The organism is Oribacterium sp. P6A1 (assembly GCF_000702885.1).
In the GTDB taxonomy this organism is placed as follows: Bacteria; Bacillota; Clostridia; order Lachnospirales; family Lachnospiraceae; genus Oribacterium.
This window is the reverse complement of the sequence record NZ_JNKO01000008.1, coordinates 135,225-149,040: the sequence shown is the minus strand read 5'-3', so window position 1 is coordinate 149,040 and position 13,816 is coordinate 135,225. Positions and strand designations below refer to the sequence as shown.

Sequence of the window (13,816 nt, the reverse complement as noted above, 5' to 3'; positions counted from 1 at the left end):
AGCTGGGTTCAGAACGTCGTGAGACAGTTCGGTCCCTATCCGGCGCGGGCGTAGGATATTTGAGAGGAGCTGTCCTTAGTACGAGAGGACCGGGATGGACTGACCTCTGTTGGACCTGTTGGAGATCAACTCCAGTGCAGGGTAGGCATGTCGGGACTGGATAAACGCTGAAGGCATCTAAGCGTGAAGCCACCCTCAAGATGAGATATCCCATCGCAAGAGTAAGACCCCTTGAAGACTACGAGGTTGATAGGGCTAAGCTGTAAGTGCTGTAAAGCATTCAGGTGATAGTTACTAATAGGTCGAGGGTTTGACCAATGAGGTTAAATGTTTATCGGATAGAGAGTGGAGGAGTTTTCATCAGGAAACTCCGGAACGATATGGCAGTATTTCGAAGAAATGCTGTTTCGCAAAGCGAAATTTCAGGCTGCTGACAGAGCAGACTGAAACCTAATGATGGATTACTGAGAATAACTTATAAAATGTGGTGTACAGTTTTGAAGGTACGATAGATCTTTTGATATTTGTTCAAAAGAACCGCGTGGTTTTGAGCGGTTATTAAAGAGTCCTCAAGGATTCAGTTGAATATGTTTTTAAATGGGGTCTTAGCTCAGCTGGGAGAGCATCTGCCTTACAAGCAGGGGGTCACAGGTTCGAGCCCTGTAGGCCCCATTTTTTATTTGCAGGACTTTTGTCCTGCTTTTTTTCGCGATAAGCCCGTCAAGCGCTCCATGGGCGTTGTGCTTGCACAAAAGCCCAATGGAGCATTTGACGGGCAACGCGGAATATGACAGGGAATAATTTCCCTGTCATATTGGTGTAAATTGTTATAATTGACTAACCGAATATAAATAAGTGATAATACATGACCATGATTTTGTTTTGGGAGTCTATTATATGAGTATTACACTTGCATTTATCATTAACAGTATCATGCTTGGATTCGGATTGGCTATGGATGCATTTTCTGTTTCACTTGCGAATGGTTTGAATGATATCAATATGAAAAAAACTGAAATGTGCCGTATTGCAGGTTGCTTTGCATTTTTTCAGTGGTTCATGCCTATGGCAGGATGGGTATGCATACATACCATAGTTCTATACTTTGAGTCATTTCAAATGTTTATTCCATGGATTGCCTTGATCCTTCTTTCTTATATCGGTGGAAAAATGATACTTGAAGGCATAAAAAAGAAAGAAAATGATGCGGAACCGGGAACAACGGCTGAGGGAGAAACTGAAGATAATTCAAAACTTGCAAACGGGACATTGATTATTCAGGGGATAGCAACCTCCATAGATGCGCTTTCTGTTGGATTCACTATTGCAAACTATCATTTTTCCGAAGCTCTGTTATGCTCTGTTCTAATTGCGGTTACAACTTTTATAATTTGCATCATAGGGTTGAAAATAGGACGGGCTGCCGGTACAAAACTAAGTAATAAAGCAGATATACTCGGAGGAGTTATACTGATAGGAATAGGACTGGAAATATTAATTTCAAATATATTTTAAAATATAAATGGCATAAGTTTTTTTCGCTTGTGCATGTATAAAAACGGGAGATAGACATTATGACATCTGAAACATGGTTCTCCCAGAGTAAGTTAGGACGCTTCTTGTGGCAGGTTAAATCACAGTATAGTGAGATTTAACCTGCCGCTTTAATGTTTGTAAAAATACTGAAAAACTGATATGATAATACTGTCATGATTTATTACGTTTCTTGAACTATATTATGTTTGGATTATGGAGAGATGCATGGCAATATCAGACAATTCCAATATAATTGAAAAAGGGAAAATTCTTCTTAAACAGGAAAACTATGAGATTCCTGTTTGTTTTTATGAAAAGAATCTGCAGAGGATAGAACTGCCCTGGCATTGGCAGGATAGTCTTGAGATCTGCATTGTAAATAAAGGCCAGGTTGAAGTAAGCGTTGAAGCTGAGCGTTATTTATTGAATGAAGGAGAAGGGTTCTTTATAAATTCCGGGGCATTAAATGCCTGTAGACAATTACCGGAAACCTCAGGAGAATGCCTGATAAGATCGGTGGTTTTTGATCCGAGAAATGAGTCTGAAGAACAGGAAAGCCTTTTTTTTAACAGCTATATAGCTCCTTTATTCAGTGGTGAAGCTTTTAAGGGAACAGCATTGATGTCGGATGTTGCATGGCACAAAGAAATCCTGAGACTTGCGGGAAATCTATGGAATAGTTCCATCGAAGAAAGTGATGCTGATGATAAAGCTGCAATTGCCACCATGTCCCAGATGGTATTTTTGCTTTCTTCACACAGCGCAGCGGAACCCAGGGTCATATCTTCAAAGGACACAAGGGATGCTGAGCGTATACGTGTAATGCTTAGCTATATAGATGAGCATTATCGTGATGATCTCAATGTCTCTGTTCTGTCTGAAAGCGCGGAAATCAGCGAATCAGAGGCCATGAGGTGCTTTCACAACATGCTTGGCACTACCCCAATCCAGTACGTCAAGAATTATCGAATACGTAAGGCTGCGGAATTGTTACAGGTTTCCGATGAAAAGATAGTTGATATAGCTATAGACTGCGGATTTCAGGACATGAGCTATTTCGCAAAGACCTTTAGAGAGTCAAAGGGTATTACCCCTACGGATTACAGAGAAAAATATAAACAATAAAAATATGGATAGAAGTGTTGTCGGAGCGGATAAAGGCAGGACTGGATCCGGTTCGTGCATGGCCCATGGAGGAAATAATGGAAGGGAAGCCTGCGGCATATCTAAGAATATATACAAAACTGAGAAAACATATCATAAACGGATATTATAAGAATGGGGAGAAACTACCATCGAAACGAATGATGGCTGATGAAACTGACACCAGCGTCATCACTGTGGAGCATGCCTACGGACTTCTTGCAGATGAAGGTTATATCGAAGCAAGGGAACGAAGCGGATATTTTGTGAGTTACAGCTCCGAAGATTCATTTTCGATAGCTGATGATGCCGGAGTATCTGTTCATGAAAATGTAATCACTGATAAATATGAAGAAAACCTTTATTCTTTATCATTCCCCAGCTTTGCAAGGACAATGAGGAGAGTGCTTTCGGATTATGGTGAAAGAATACTTGAAAAATCCCCCAACGAAGGTTCCCTCTTTTTGAGAGAAAGTATTTCACGTTATCTTCAGCGAAGCCGGGGAATGGATGTCAGCAGTGACCAGATTATGATAGGTGCCGGTTCTGAGTATCTTTACAGTCTGATAGTTCAGATGCTTGGGCGAGACAAGCTTTATGCATTGGAAGACCCGTCTTATGAAAAGATAAGACGGGTTTATGCTGCCAACGGGGCCAAGTATGAACTTCTGAAACTGGGTTCCCGTGGTATCCATTCGGGGGAGTTGAGAGAGTCCAGGGCCCAGGTGCTTCATGTAACCCCCTTTGACAGTTATCCAAGCGGAGTGACGGCGACGGCGGGAAAACGTCAGGAGTATATCGCGTGGGCAAAAAGTCGTGATACTCTGATAATAGAGGATGACTATGCATCGGAGTTTTCTCCATCTACGAAATCTGAGGATACGCTGTTTTCTCTTGAACCGGAGCGCACGGTGATTTATTTAAATACCTTTACAAAAACACTATCGCCGGCAGTAAGAGTCGGATATATGATTTTGCCGAAAGAACGTACGGAGAGTTTAAAGAAAAAAATAGATTTCTATTCCTGTACGGTTCCTATGTTTGATCAGTATGTACTGGCGGAGTTTTTGAACAGCGGAGATTTCGAAAGACATATCAACAGAGTGAGACGCAGGCGTCGTCAAGAGGAAAGATAAGTGTTATACTCTGTATATGAGACAGATTTTCGAACTGTCTGCTTAGGGAGTTGCCATCTTATTTAAAAGAAAAAAATCAAACAGCCGGCGGAAATCAAAATCAGGACTTTTTGCAGAAGTCTGAAAAAGTGGGGAGGAAATCATGGGTGTTTTAAAAAATCTTAAGACAACACATTTCTTTTGGGATTTGAGCAGTGAGTTTATACATCTTCTTAGTTTTGCGGGTATCATCTGTGCTGTGGATCAGATGCTGAAGAGCGCCATCGATACTGAGCCGGAATCCAATTTTCCGAGAGAGATGCCTCATACAAAGGGGTATGTAAAAATCATGAGGGCTCATAATCCGGGCTTTTCCAGAGGACGTTTGGGAAAGCATCCTGAGTTTGTAAAGCTCAGTTCGGTTGCGGCAGTAGGATTTTTGGCAGGAGGGCTCCAGTATCTCACAAGCTTTTATCCTAAGAAATATAAACTGAGGAAAATAGGTATCGCCATCGTGATAGGCGGAGCATTGTCCAATGTCCTGGATCGTATCGTGAATGGAGAGGTTACAGACTACCTTAATATACAATTAACAGGACTAAAGACACTGATAGTAAATATCGGAGACATAGCTATCTATGCAGGCGGAATAATCTACGCCCTGGCCTCTCTTTTCGGAAAAGACGAATGATTGATATTGACATGGCAGGCTGATGCCTCAAATTACATAGTGTAAAACAGATAATTCAAAAAAACGGAAGAGTAAGAAAAAAGTGATCCCGGAGGGTCACTTTTTTTCGTTAAGGCGCAGAAGTGAGATCCGGTCAACGTGGAATCGTACATCCAGGATAAGAGAATCAGGAATGATTTTTTTGTTTTGAAGCATGGGAGGAATTCACTGTTCCTATTAATTTCTTGTCAGAAACAAGCAGTTTTGTTATAATATCGTTTGCTGTTGACGTAGAAAAATAACTGTTTTTTTACCTGAGCAACGGTAAATTTTTACAAAAAGGAAGATATTCCAATGAACAACAAGCTAAAGGGAGCTCTCACTCTACTCCTGATTCTGGCTATCACAGCCGGTTTCTGTTTCCTTGGAGTGAATGGAGCAGGAGACATTAAACTGGGTCTCGATCTGAACGGTGGTGTTTCCATCACATATCAGACAGTTGATCCAAACCCCACATCGGAGCAGATGTCCGATACAATTTACAAGCTTCAGCTGAAGGCACAGGGCTATTCAACAGAAGCACAGGTTTACCAGGAGGGAAGCAATCGTATAAACATTGACATCCCCGGTGCAACAGATGCCAACGAAATTCTTGCGGAGCTCGGTGAGCCCGGTACACTTCAGTTCGCGGATTCAAGCGGAAACATCCTTCTCACAGGAGATGATGTTAAGAATGCAACTGCAGGAATGACAAACAACAATGGCAAGAACGAGTACATAATCCAGCTCACATTCAACGATGCCGGAGCTACAAAGTTTGCAGATGCAACTGCAGCCAATGTTGGAAAGCCTATCTTCATTATTTATAATGACAGCGTTATTTCCGCTCCTACAGTTCAGGAGGCTATCTCAGGCGGACAGGCATCCATCACAGGACTTACAGATTATGAGGAAGCTACAAGAATCGCATCAACAATCCGTATCGGTGCCCTTCCTGTTCAGCTTACAGAATTAAGATCCAATGTTATCGGTGCCACACTTGGTCAGGAGGCGATTTCCACATCTCTTAAGGCCGGCGCTATCGGATTAGGACTTGTAATGCTCTTCATGATACTTGTATATCTCCTCCCGGGATTTACAGCTTCACTTGCACTTGTTATGTACACAGGTCTTGAGCTTGTTATCCTACAGGCATTTGAAGTTACACTTACACTTCCGGGTATTGCAGGTATCATCCTTTCAATCGGTATGGCGGTTGATGCCAATGTCATCATCTTCACTCGTATCAAGGAAGAGCTTGGTCTCGGAAACAGTGTAGAGGGCTCAATCAAGGCCGGATACAGCAAGGCACTTTCTGCAATCCTTGATGGAAACATTACAACACTTATCGCTGCGGCTGTACTTTATCTTAGAGGTTCAGGTACTGTTAAGGGATTTGCAACAACTCTTGCTATCGGTATCATCATTTCTCTTATTACAGCACTTTTTGTAACACGTGGACTTCTCTGGTGTTTTGTACAGTTTGGTGCAACAAGCCCTAAGCTTTACGGAGTACGTAAGGAAATCAAGGTTATTGATTTCATCAAGTTCCGTAAGATTGCTTATACAGCGTCAGCTATAGTTATCATTACAGGTTTTGTATTCCTGGGCATGAACAAGGCTTCTCTTGGAAATCTTTTCAATTATGATCTTGATTTCCAGGGTGGTTCATCAACTAATGTAACTTTCAATGAGGATCTTTCTCTTGAAGAGATCGATGCAAAGGTTTCTCCTATATTCAAGGAGGTAACAGGCGGAGATGCTTCAGTAATGGCATCAAAGGTTTCAGGAACCAATGAGGTTATCATCAAGACAAGAACTCTTACAACAGAAGAGCGTACAAAGCTTTATAAGGATCTTGTTGATACATTCTCGGTAGACGAGAACAAGATAACAACAGAGAACATTTCCGGTGCTGTTTCAAGAGAGATGAAGGTCGATGCAGTCTGGGCATTTGTTATCGCAATCATCTGTATGCTGATCTACATCTGGATTCGTTTCAAGGACATCAAGTTCGCTTCAGCTTCGGTTCTTGCACTTACACATGATGTACTTGTTACTGTAGCCTTTTATGCAGGACTTAAGTGGGCGGTTGGTTCAACCTTCATTGCTTGTATCCTTACCATCGTGGGTTACTCTATCAATGCTACCATCGTTGTATTTGACCGTATCAGAGAGAACCTTGCAGATCCTGATATGAAGAAGGATTTCGGAGCATGTGTGAATACTGCTATTTCACAGACACTCACACGTTCCATCAATACATCACTTACAACATTCATCATGGTTATCGTGCTTTACATACTTGGTGTTTCTTCAATCCGTGATTTCACACTGCCTCTTATGGTAGGTATCGCTGCCGGCGCATGGTCTTCAATCACTATTGCAGGTCCGCTCTGGTTCGACCTTACAAACTGGGCAACGAAGAGAAGAGCAGACAAGCTTGCAAAGGAAAAGGCTGCAAAGGCTGAGGCAAAGACCACAAAGAAGGCTGCCAACAATTAAATGAAAATTCGTACAGGTCTTTGGACTTGACGGAATTGGAATATTTTTATAAATTAGAGACCGACTCTTTTGAGTCGGTCTTTTTAGTGCATAAGTCCTGCGCCAAGCGGTGATGAATTCGTCAAGCTTGCTTGTAAGGATTCATCGCCATTTGGCACGACAACAGAAATTGAGAAGTAGCGCAAAAGCGCGAATTCGAGATTTCTGTAGCATTGCGAAAGCGTATGCGAAGCAATGCGTAGGACTTATGTTTTTATCTAAGGCTCCGGGCTGCTTTCCCGGTAAGCTTTGCAGTTGAATCAAGAAATAGAGGTTCAGAGAATGAAATATGAAATTGTAAAGACCAGCGGTCGTGCAAAATCAGCACACATGGAGACCGTACACGGTACTATCGAAACACCTGTATTTATGAATGTAGGTACTGTTGCTGCCATAAAGGGCGGTGTGTCTACAGATGATCTAAGAAACATCGGCACACAGGTGGAATTATCCAATACTTATCACCTTCATGTAAGAACAGGAGATCCTCTTATCAAGAAGTTCGGAGGACTTCATAAATTCATGAACTGGGATCGTCCGATTCTTACGGATTCAGGCGGATTTCAGGTATTTTCCCTTGCGGGTACAGGACGTAAGATAAAGGAAGAAGGAGTTTACTTCCATAGCCATATTGACGGAAGAAAGATCTTTATGGGGCCTGAGGAGTCCATGCAGATTCAGTCAAATCTCGGTTCCACCATAGCCATGGCCTTTGATGAGTGTCCTCCTGCCCTTGCTGACAGGGAATATATCATGCCATCGGTTGAAAGAACTACCAGATGGCTTGAAAGATGTAAGAAGGAGATGGCGAGACTTAACAGCCTTCCGGATACTGTAAATAAAGAACAGCTTCTCTTCGGAATAAATCAGGGAGGAGTATTTGATGATATCCGTATTCAGCATGCAAAGATCATCAGTGATATGGATCTGGACGGATATGCTGTAGGCGGTCTTGCAGTAGGTGAGACCCACGAACAGATGTACCATGTTCTTGATGAAGTGGTTCCGTATCTTCCAAAGAACAAGCCTACCTACCTTATGGGAGTAGGAACTCCTGCCAATATTATCGAGGCTGTTGACAGAGGCATTGATTTCTTTGACTGCGTTTATCCGTCAAGAAACGGAAGACATGGACATGTCTATACTCATAAGGGAAAGATCAATCTTTTTAATCAGAAGCATGAACTTGATGAAAGGCCCATTGAAGAAGGCTGTATGTGTCCTGTCTGTGCAGGGCAGAAGAGAGAGGACGGTACATTTACCGGCGGCTACAGCAGAGCATATATCCGCCACCTTCTGAAGGCAAAGGAAATGCTGGGAATGAGACTGTGTGTACTTCATAATCTGTATTTCTATAATCATCTTACAGAGGAGATCCGCGGCGCTATCCGCGGAGGAAACTGGAATGAGTGGAAGACCGGTGCCCTTTCAGACCTTGAAACCTATGACAGAGGCGAAGAATAATATGATATAAGTTTCATGAAGTCTGCTCCCGTTTGTGCTTGCACAAAAGTAGGAGATTGACTTTATGAAGCGTTCCTGTATCGATATATGATACCCGCATCATAATAAAAAGGATTCAAACCACTACTACCTGTGGATTGAATCCTTTTTTATTTGAGATGATTCGGCAGCAATCAAAAATATCCTGATAAGGAATAGCTGTTTACCTTTTGTGTTTTTCCTGATTCAGACACCAGATGTACCAGAGTCCTTTCAGGAGAAGGTCTTCGTCCAGTATGATCTTGTGCTTTGTATGTCTTGTTATGACATGGGCTATTCCTCCCGTGGCAATGATGGTAGGAGATGGATGATCAAGCTCCTTTATGAACCGATCAAGAATTCCGTCGAGAGCCCCCGCTGATCCATATATGATTCCGGCCTTCATGGCATCTATGGTCTGCGTGCAGATGATTTTTCTGGGTGCAGCCACATCTATGGAAGGAAGAAGAGAGGTGCCTGAAGTCAGGGCATCCATTGAAAGGGTAACGCCCGGCATGATTGTTCCGCCTATATAGGTCCCCTCTCTGTTGACCACTGTAATGGTGGTAGCTGTTCCCATGTTAATGATTATGGCGGGGAGGTCATAAAGATGTTTTACACCTACGGCGGCGCAAACAAGGTTTGAAGCGATGGTTCCGGGATCGTCGATTTGAATACGAATTCCTGATTTCACTCCGGCTCCAACCAGTATGGCATTCTTTCCTGTTACAAGTTTGAGGGCACCCGAAAGTACATCTGCCAGTGGCGGAACCACGCAGGATATGATGACACCGTCTACAGGAGTATCCTTAAGGTGTGTGAGACTGAGGATCCGGTCAATATCCGAAGCATACTCGTACATGGTCTTTTTTCGGTTGGTCTCAAGACGAATCACCGGATCGATAACTTTTCCGTTATCAATGCATCCAATTTTTGTGTGAGTATTACCGCAATCTACAGCTAAAATCATATAATCCCCCAAAAAACATTATAAAAAACATAATAAGAATATAACGCAACACAGGTTACAATGCAAAAGGATATGCAAATTTACAAAAAAATGATTTTTGTAAGATTTTAGCCACGTAATAAGGTTTGAAGGCGGACAAAAATTATGTTATCATGACATTAGTATAATTGTATGGGATTAATATTTAATTAAACAGGTCAGAACGTTCATTTTGCAGTGAGTGTATAAGCACTCATGTTTTTGTATTTTGTTTTGAATTGGAGAAGTGATGGCAGCAATACTCTATGAGTCGCTCAACAGCCGGGATGAAAAGCTGGATGTAGGTCTGGACTGGCACGATGTGCCTGAGATTATATATTTTAAAAACGGACATTATAAATTGATGCTCAATTTAAAAGAATATGATATTACGGATGAGTGCTTTTGCATAGTGAATTCAGGAGTTATCCGTAAGCTGGAATCTCTGGATGAAAAGGGTGTTGAGTATTCTATTAAACTGGATCTGAATGAATTGTGTTTCCAAAAAGAAACAGATCCCGTAAATGAAGCCTTGCTATATCCTTTAAAGAACGGTACTATAAAATTCTCCGAATTTATAACCGTATCGGATTTTGGATTTCTTCAGATTCTCAGATCTTTCAATGATATGGTTCGTAGATATCGTGAGTTTGGAACTAAGGGAACTACGGATACGGTAAGTGTGCGTAAGTTTGTTTTGAATTCGGTTTCCGATCAGCTTATGGTGAAGGCGGATCTTCTTCACATCATTGCCTTAATTGATTCTTTTGGAATGGTTCAGGATAAAGAGGATGTGGATGCAGAGAAGCAGGTAAGAGCTATCAAGGATTCTATAAACTACATACGTGAGCATTACAGGGAAAAGCTGTATATACGCAATTTGTCTGAGCTGACAGGACTGAATGAGCAGTATTTCATAAGATTTTTCGGAAGCGTAACAGGTGTTTCACCTTTGGATTACATTAACAGGTACAGGGTTGAACAGGCTTCAAGACTTCTCAGGGATACCGATACTCATGTATATGAAATTGCAGAAGAATGCGGCTTCCATAACATAGGAAATTTCATAAAGATTTTCCGTTCCGTAACAGGCGAGACGCCTCATAAGTTCCGAAAACAGTTCGGTAAGGAGGATTAATTAAGCTATGACATTTTATTACCCTGCAAAGATAAAGAAAAAATCAGATGGAAACTACAGAGTCGAGTATTTTGATCTTGACCAGTGCTACGGTGAAGGCCCTACGGAAGATGAGGCCCTTGCAGACGCAAGATTAAATGCAATCGACTGGATTCAGCTTGAGCTTAGTGATACCAACGATCTGCCTGCAGTGACTCATAGAGATGACGTGGTTCTCGCTCCGGATGAGCGTTTTGTAGAGATGATGATCATTATGCCAAGAGAAGGCTGGGACGAGTGAAGGAGTTTTGCATCAGCAAAACTCCCGGCGACCACTACATTTTCACACTTGCATGATTCAGTGCCATGTGCTATATTATCTCGGAACTTGAAGACGGCACTTGTAGGAGGATATATGTTCACTCTTATTGTAAATGCACCAGATATGAAAGGCAGCGGCTTAAAGGGCCGAGGTATTTTCATTTCCGCATTTCAGGTTCCGTATTTATGGTTCAGAAATATCGTAATTTCAAATTGTAAGGCTGCCGTTTATGACATGAACGGTTTGTTTAATATTCCAGACTTAACAGATGTGTTTTTTACATTTGTTTGAGGCTGGTTTTTTTATGCCCAAAAAAAGGAAAAGTCAGGAGATTTAAATGAAAGATGTTGAGTTCAAGATACTGACCAATGAACCTCTCACAGGGGACATCTTTAAGATGACATTGGACGGAGACACCAGTGATATCAAAAGACCGGGACAGTTTGTGGAGATTTCCATCCCGGGCAGATATCTGAGACGCCCTATATCCGTATGTGACTGGTCAGATAATAAACTGACACTTATTTACAAGGTTGTGGGAGAAGGAACCGAAGACCTCTCCTATATGGAACCGGGAGAGTATATCAGCGCTCTAACAGGCCTGGGAAACGGATATGATCTTAAGAGGATTCCGAAGAATCCTGTTATTGCAGGAGGCGGAGTGGGGGTTCCTCCTATGTATGCTCTTGCGAAGGAACTTAAAAAGATGGGAATCACACCTTATGTGGCACTTGGATTCAACACTAAGGATGATGTTTTCTACGAGGCGGAGTTCAAGGCCCTGGGAGTACCTGTAAATGTAGCCACCGTAGACGGAAGCTATGGGGCAAAGGGATTTGTAACAGACATTATCGGGGATCATGATTATGCCCTTTGCTGCGGTCCGGAGCCCATGCTTAAAGCAGTTTACAATGTGGTAAAGGACGGTCAGTTCAGTTTTGAAGCCAGAATGGGCTGCGGCTTCGGTGCATGCATGGGATGCAGCAAGAAGACAAAGACAGGCTTCAAGAGAGTCTGCAAGGACGGACCAATATTCATGATGGAGGAGATAGCATGGTAGACATCACAACGGAACTTTCCGGAATAAAACTCAGTAACCCGGTAATCCCTGCCTCCGGCACTTTCGGATTCGGAAAGGAATACAAAGATCTTTACGATCTTAATATACTGGGATCCATTTCCTTCAAGGGAACCACTGTGGAGGAGCGTTACGGAAATGAGCTTCCCAGAATCGCAGAGTGCTATCAGGGAATGATCAATTCCGTAGGCCTTCAGAATCCCGGAATGGAAGCTGTTATCAGGGAGGAGATACCTGAACTTGCCAAGCATTATCATAAACCTCTTATAGCCAACATTTCAGGCTTCAGTGTACCTGAATATGTGAAGCTTGCGGAAGCCATGAGCGAGGTTCCCGAAGTAGGCATACTTGAGGTCAATGTCTCCTGCCCAAACGTTCACGGCGGAGGAATGGCCTTTGGAACCAGCGCTCTAAATGTGGCTGAGGTTACCAGAGAGGTAAAGAAGGTTGCAAAGAAACCGGTATACATAAAGTTAAGCCCCAATGTCACCGATATCGTTTCCATAGCCAAGGCTGCGGAGGCTGCAGGTGCTGACGGACTTGCACTTATAAACACCCTTCTCGGTATGAGGATAGACATCAGACGCCGCCAGCCGGTGATTGCAAATAAGATGGGAGGCTTTTCGGGCCCGGCCATATTCCCTGTGGCTGTAAGAATGGTTTATCAGGTGAGTAAGGCCGTAAATATTCCTGTCATAGGAATGGGAGGAGTATCAAGCGCCAGAGATGTTGTGGAGATGATGATGGCAGGAGCCAGCGCGGTTGAAGTGGGTGCTGCAAATCTGGTGGATCCTTTTGCCTGCAAGAAGATCATCGAGGATCTTCCGGAACTTCTTAAGGAGTTAAAGATAGAGAAGATAAGCGACATCATAGGATGCGTTGAGTGATGAAGTATTTCGACAGATGATATCCTGAATGAAAAGGTACAGATAATATTTATAAATACAGTCTTAATATAGAAATCTGCTGTATGTACGGATTTCTGACATACAGAGAGACAATAAATAACAGTAAATAAAGCCGGGAGTCCGGCGGAATGGAGATAAAAAATGGGAAAAGATGTCATCATAGCACTGGATTTTCCGGGGGCAAAGGAAACCTACAGCTTCCTTGATAAATTCACGGGAAGAAAGCCTTTCGTAAAGATAGGTATGGAGCTTTTCTATGCAGAAGGACCGGGCATCGTTAAGGAAATAAAGAGCAGAGGACACAAGGTATTCCTGGATCTTAAGCTTCATGATATCCCAAATACCGTTAAAGGCGGAATGCAGTCACTCCGCGATCTCGGAGTAGACATGACAAATGTCCATGCTTCAGGCGGTATAAAAATGATGAAGGCTGCTGTAGAGGGCCTTACAAGAGAAGATGGCACAAGACCCATACTTATCGCTGTCACACAGCTCACCTCCACATCACAGGAGACCATGACAGAAGAACTTCTCATAGATCAGCCCATTGCTGATGTGGTTGTTAAGTATGCTAAGAATGCCAAAGCAGCAGGGCTTGATGGTGTTGTATGTTCACCTCTTGAGGCGGGACGCATCCATGATGAGATTGGGGATGATTTCATGACTGTGACACCGGGAATAAGATTTGCCGGAGATGCCAAGGGCGACCAGTCAAGAGTCACAACACCTGAAAAGGCAAAGGAGATAGGTTCGGATTACATCGTTGTGGGACGTTCCATTACAGCGGCCGCAGATCCTGTGGAAGCCTATGAAAGAGCAATGAGGGAGTTTGTTGGCTGACATTTCAGGCATGATTTTAAGTTTTTAATATAAA

At 42.7% G+C, this 13,816-nt stretch carries 12 protein-coding genes, 1 tRNA gene and 1 rRNA gene; 13 read left to right on the top strand and 1 reads right to left on the bottom strand.

Annotation, left to right across the window (positions count from 1 at the left end; translation table 11 throughout):
* The 8 genes from T515_RS07960 to tgt form a co-directional block, all read left to right on the top strand.
* Positions 1-318 (top strand): 23S ribosomal RNA (locus T515_RS07960); the annotation flags it as partial.
* 281 nt (positions 319-599) lie between these two features.
* Positions 600-672, top strand: a tRNA-Val gene (locus T515_RS07955).
* A 225-nt stretch (positions 673-897) separates the two neighbouring features.
* Positions 898-1,515 (top strand): manganese efflux pump MntP, encoded by a 618-nt coding sequence (locus T515_RS07950; RefSeq protein ID WP_036609564.1) that lies wholly within the window; start codon positions 898-900, stop codon positions 1,513-1,515.
* Positions 1,516-1,761: 246 nt separating this feature from the next.
* On the top strand, positions 1,762-2,661 hold the full coding sequence (locus T515_RS07945) for an AraC family transcriptional regulator (RefSeq protein WP_036609562.1): 900 nt from the start codon (positions 1,762-1,764) through the stop codon (positions 2,659-2,661).
* Positions 2,662-2,678: 17 nt separating this feature from the next.
* Entirely contained in the window at positions 2,679-3,815 is a 1,137-nt protein-coding gene (pdxR, locus tag T515_RS07940) for a MocR-like pyridoxine biosynthesis transcription factor PdxR (RefSeq protein WP_242839353.1), read from the top strand.
* 142 nt (positions 3,816-3,957) lie between these two features.
* On the top strand, positions 3,958-4,485 hold the full coding sequence (locus tag T515_RS07935; RefSeq protein WP_036609561.1) for a signal peptidase II: 528 nt from the start codon (positions 3,958-3,960) through the stop codon (positions 4,483-4,485).
* Positions 4,486-4,818: 333 nt separating this feature from the next.
* Positions 4,819-7,008: a protein translocase subunit SecDF gene (locus tag T515_RS07930; RefSeq protein WP_036609559.1), complete on the top strand. Its 2,190-nt coding sequence runs from the start codon at positions 4,819-4,821 to the stop codon at positions 7,006-7,008.
* A gap of 321 nt (positions 7,009-7,329) precedes the next feature.
* Positions 7,330-8,511: a tRNA guanosine(34) transglycosylase Tgt gene (tgt, locus tag T515_RS07925; protein WP_036609557.1), complete on the top strand. Its 1,182-nt coding sequence runs from the start codon at positions 7,330-7,332 to the stop codon at positions 8,509-8,511.
* 202 nt (positions 8,512-8,713) lie between these two features.
* On the opposite strand, the gene T515_RS07920 is transcribed toward tgt, so the two are convergent.
* Complete coding sequence (locus T515_RS07920) at positions 8,714-9,499, bottom strand: type III pantothenate kinase (RefSeq protein WP_036609556.1); 786 nt, start codon at positions 9,497-9,499, stop codon at positions 8,714-8,716.
* 268 nt (positions 9,500-9,767) lie between these two features.
* On the opposite strand from T515_RS07920, the gene T515_RS07915 reads away from it, so the two are divergent.
* From T515_RS07915 to pyrF, 5 genes are all read left to right on the top strand, one after another.
* A complete protein-coding gene (locus T515_RS07915; RefSeq protein ID WP_051671559.1) occupies positions 9,768-10,655 on the top strand; it encodes a helix-turn-helix transcriptional regulator in 888 nt (295 codons plus the stop codon).
* A 7-nt stretch (positions 10,656-10,662) separates the two neighbouring features.
* On the top strand, positions 10,663-10,935 hold the full coding sequence (locus T515_RS07910) for an antitoxin HicB (RefSeq protein ID WP_036609554.1): 273 nt from the start codon (positions 10,663-10,665) through the stop codon (positions 10,933-10,935).
* Positions 10,936-11,293: 358 nt separating this feature from the next.
* Positions 11,294-12,016, top strand: coding sequence for a dihydroorotate dehydrogenase electron transfer subunit (locus T515_RS07900; protein WP_036609550.1), 723 nt, complete (start codon positions 11,294-11,296; stop codon positions 12,014-12,016).
* Positions 12,010-12,921 carry a dihydroorotate dehydrogenase gene (locus T515_RS07895; protein WP_036609549.1) on the top strand — a complete coding sequence of 304 codons (912 nt, stop codon included), beginning with the start codon at positions 12,010-12,012 and terminating at the stop codon, positions 12,919-12,921. Before T515_RS07900 ends, T515_RS07895 begins: the two co-directional genes overlap by 7 nt.
* Before the next feature lie 162 nt (positions 12,922-13,083).
* Complete coding sequence (gene pyrF / locus T515_RS07890) at positions 13,084-13,782, top strand: orotidine-5'-phosphate decarboxylase (RefSeq protein ID WP_036609547.1); 699 nt, start codon at positions 13,084-13,086, stop codon at positions 13,780-13,782.
* Positions 13,783-13,816 lie beyond the last annotated feature (34 nt).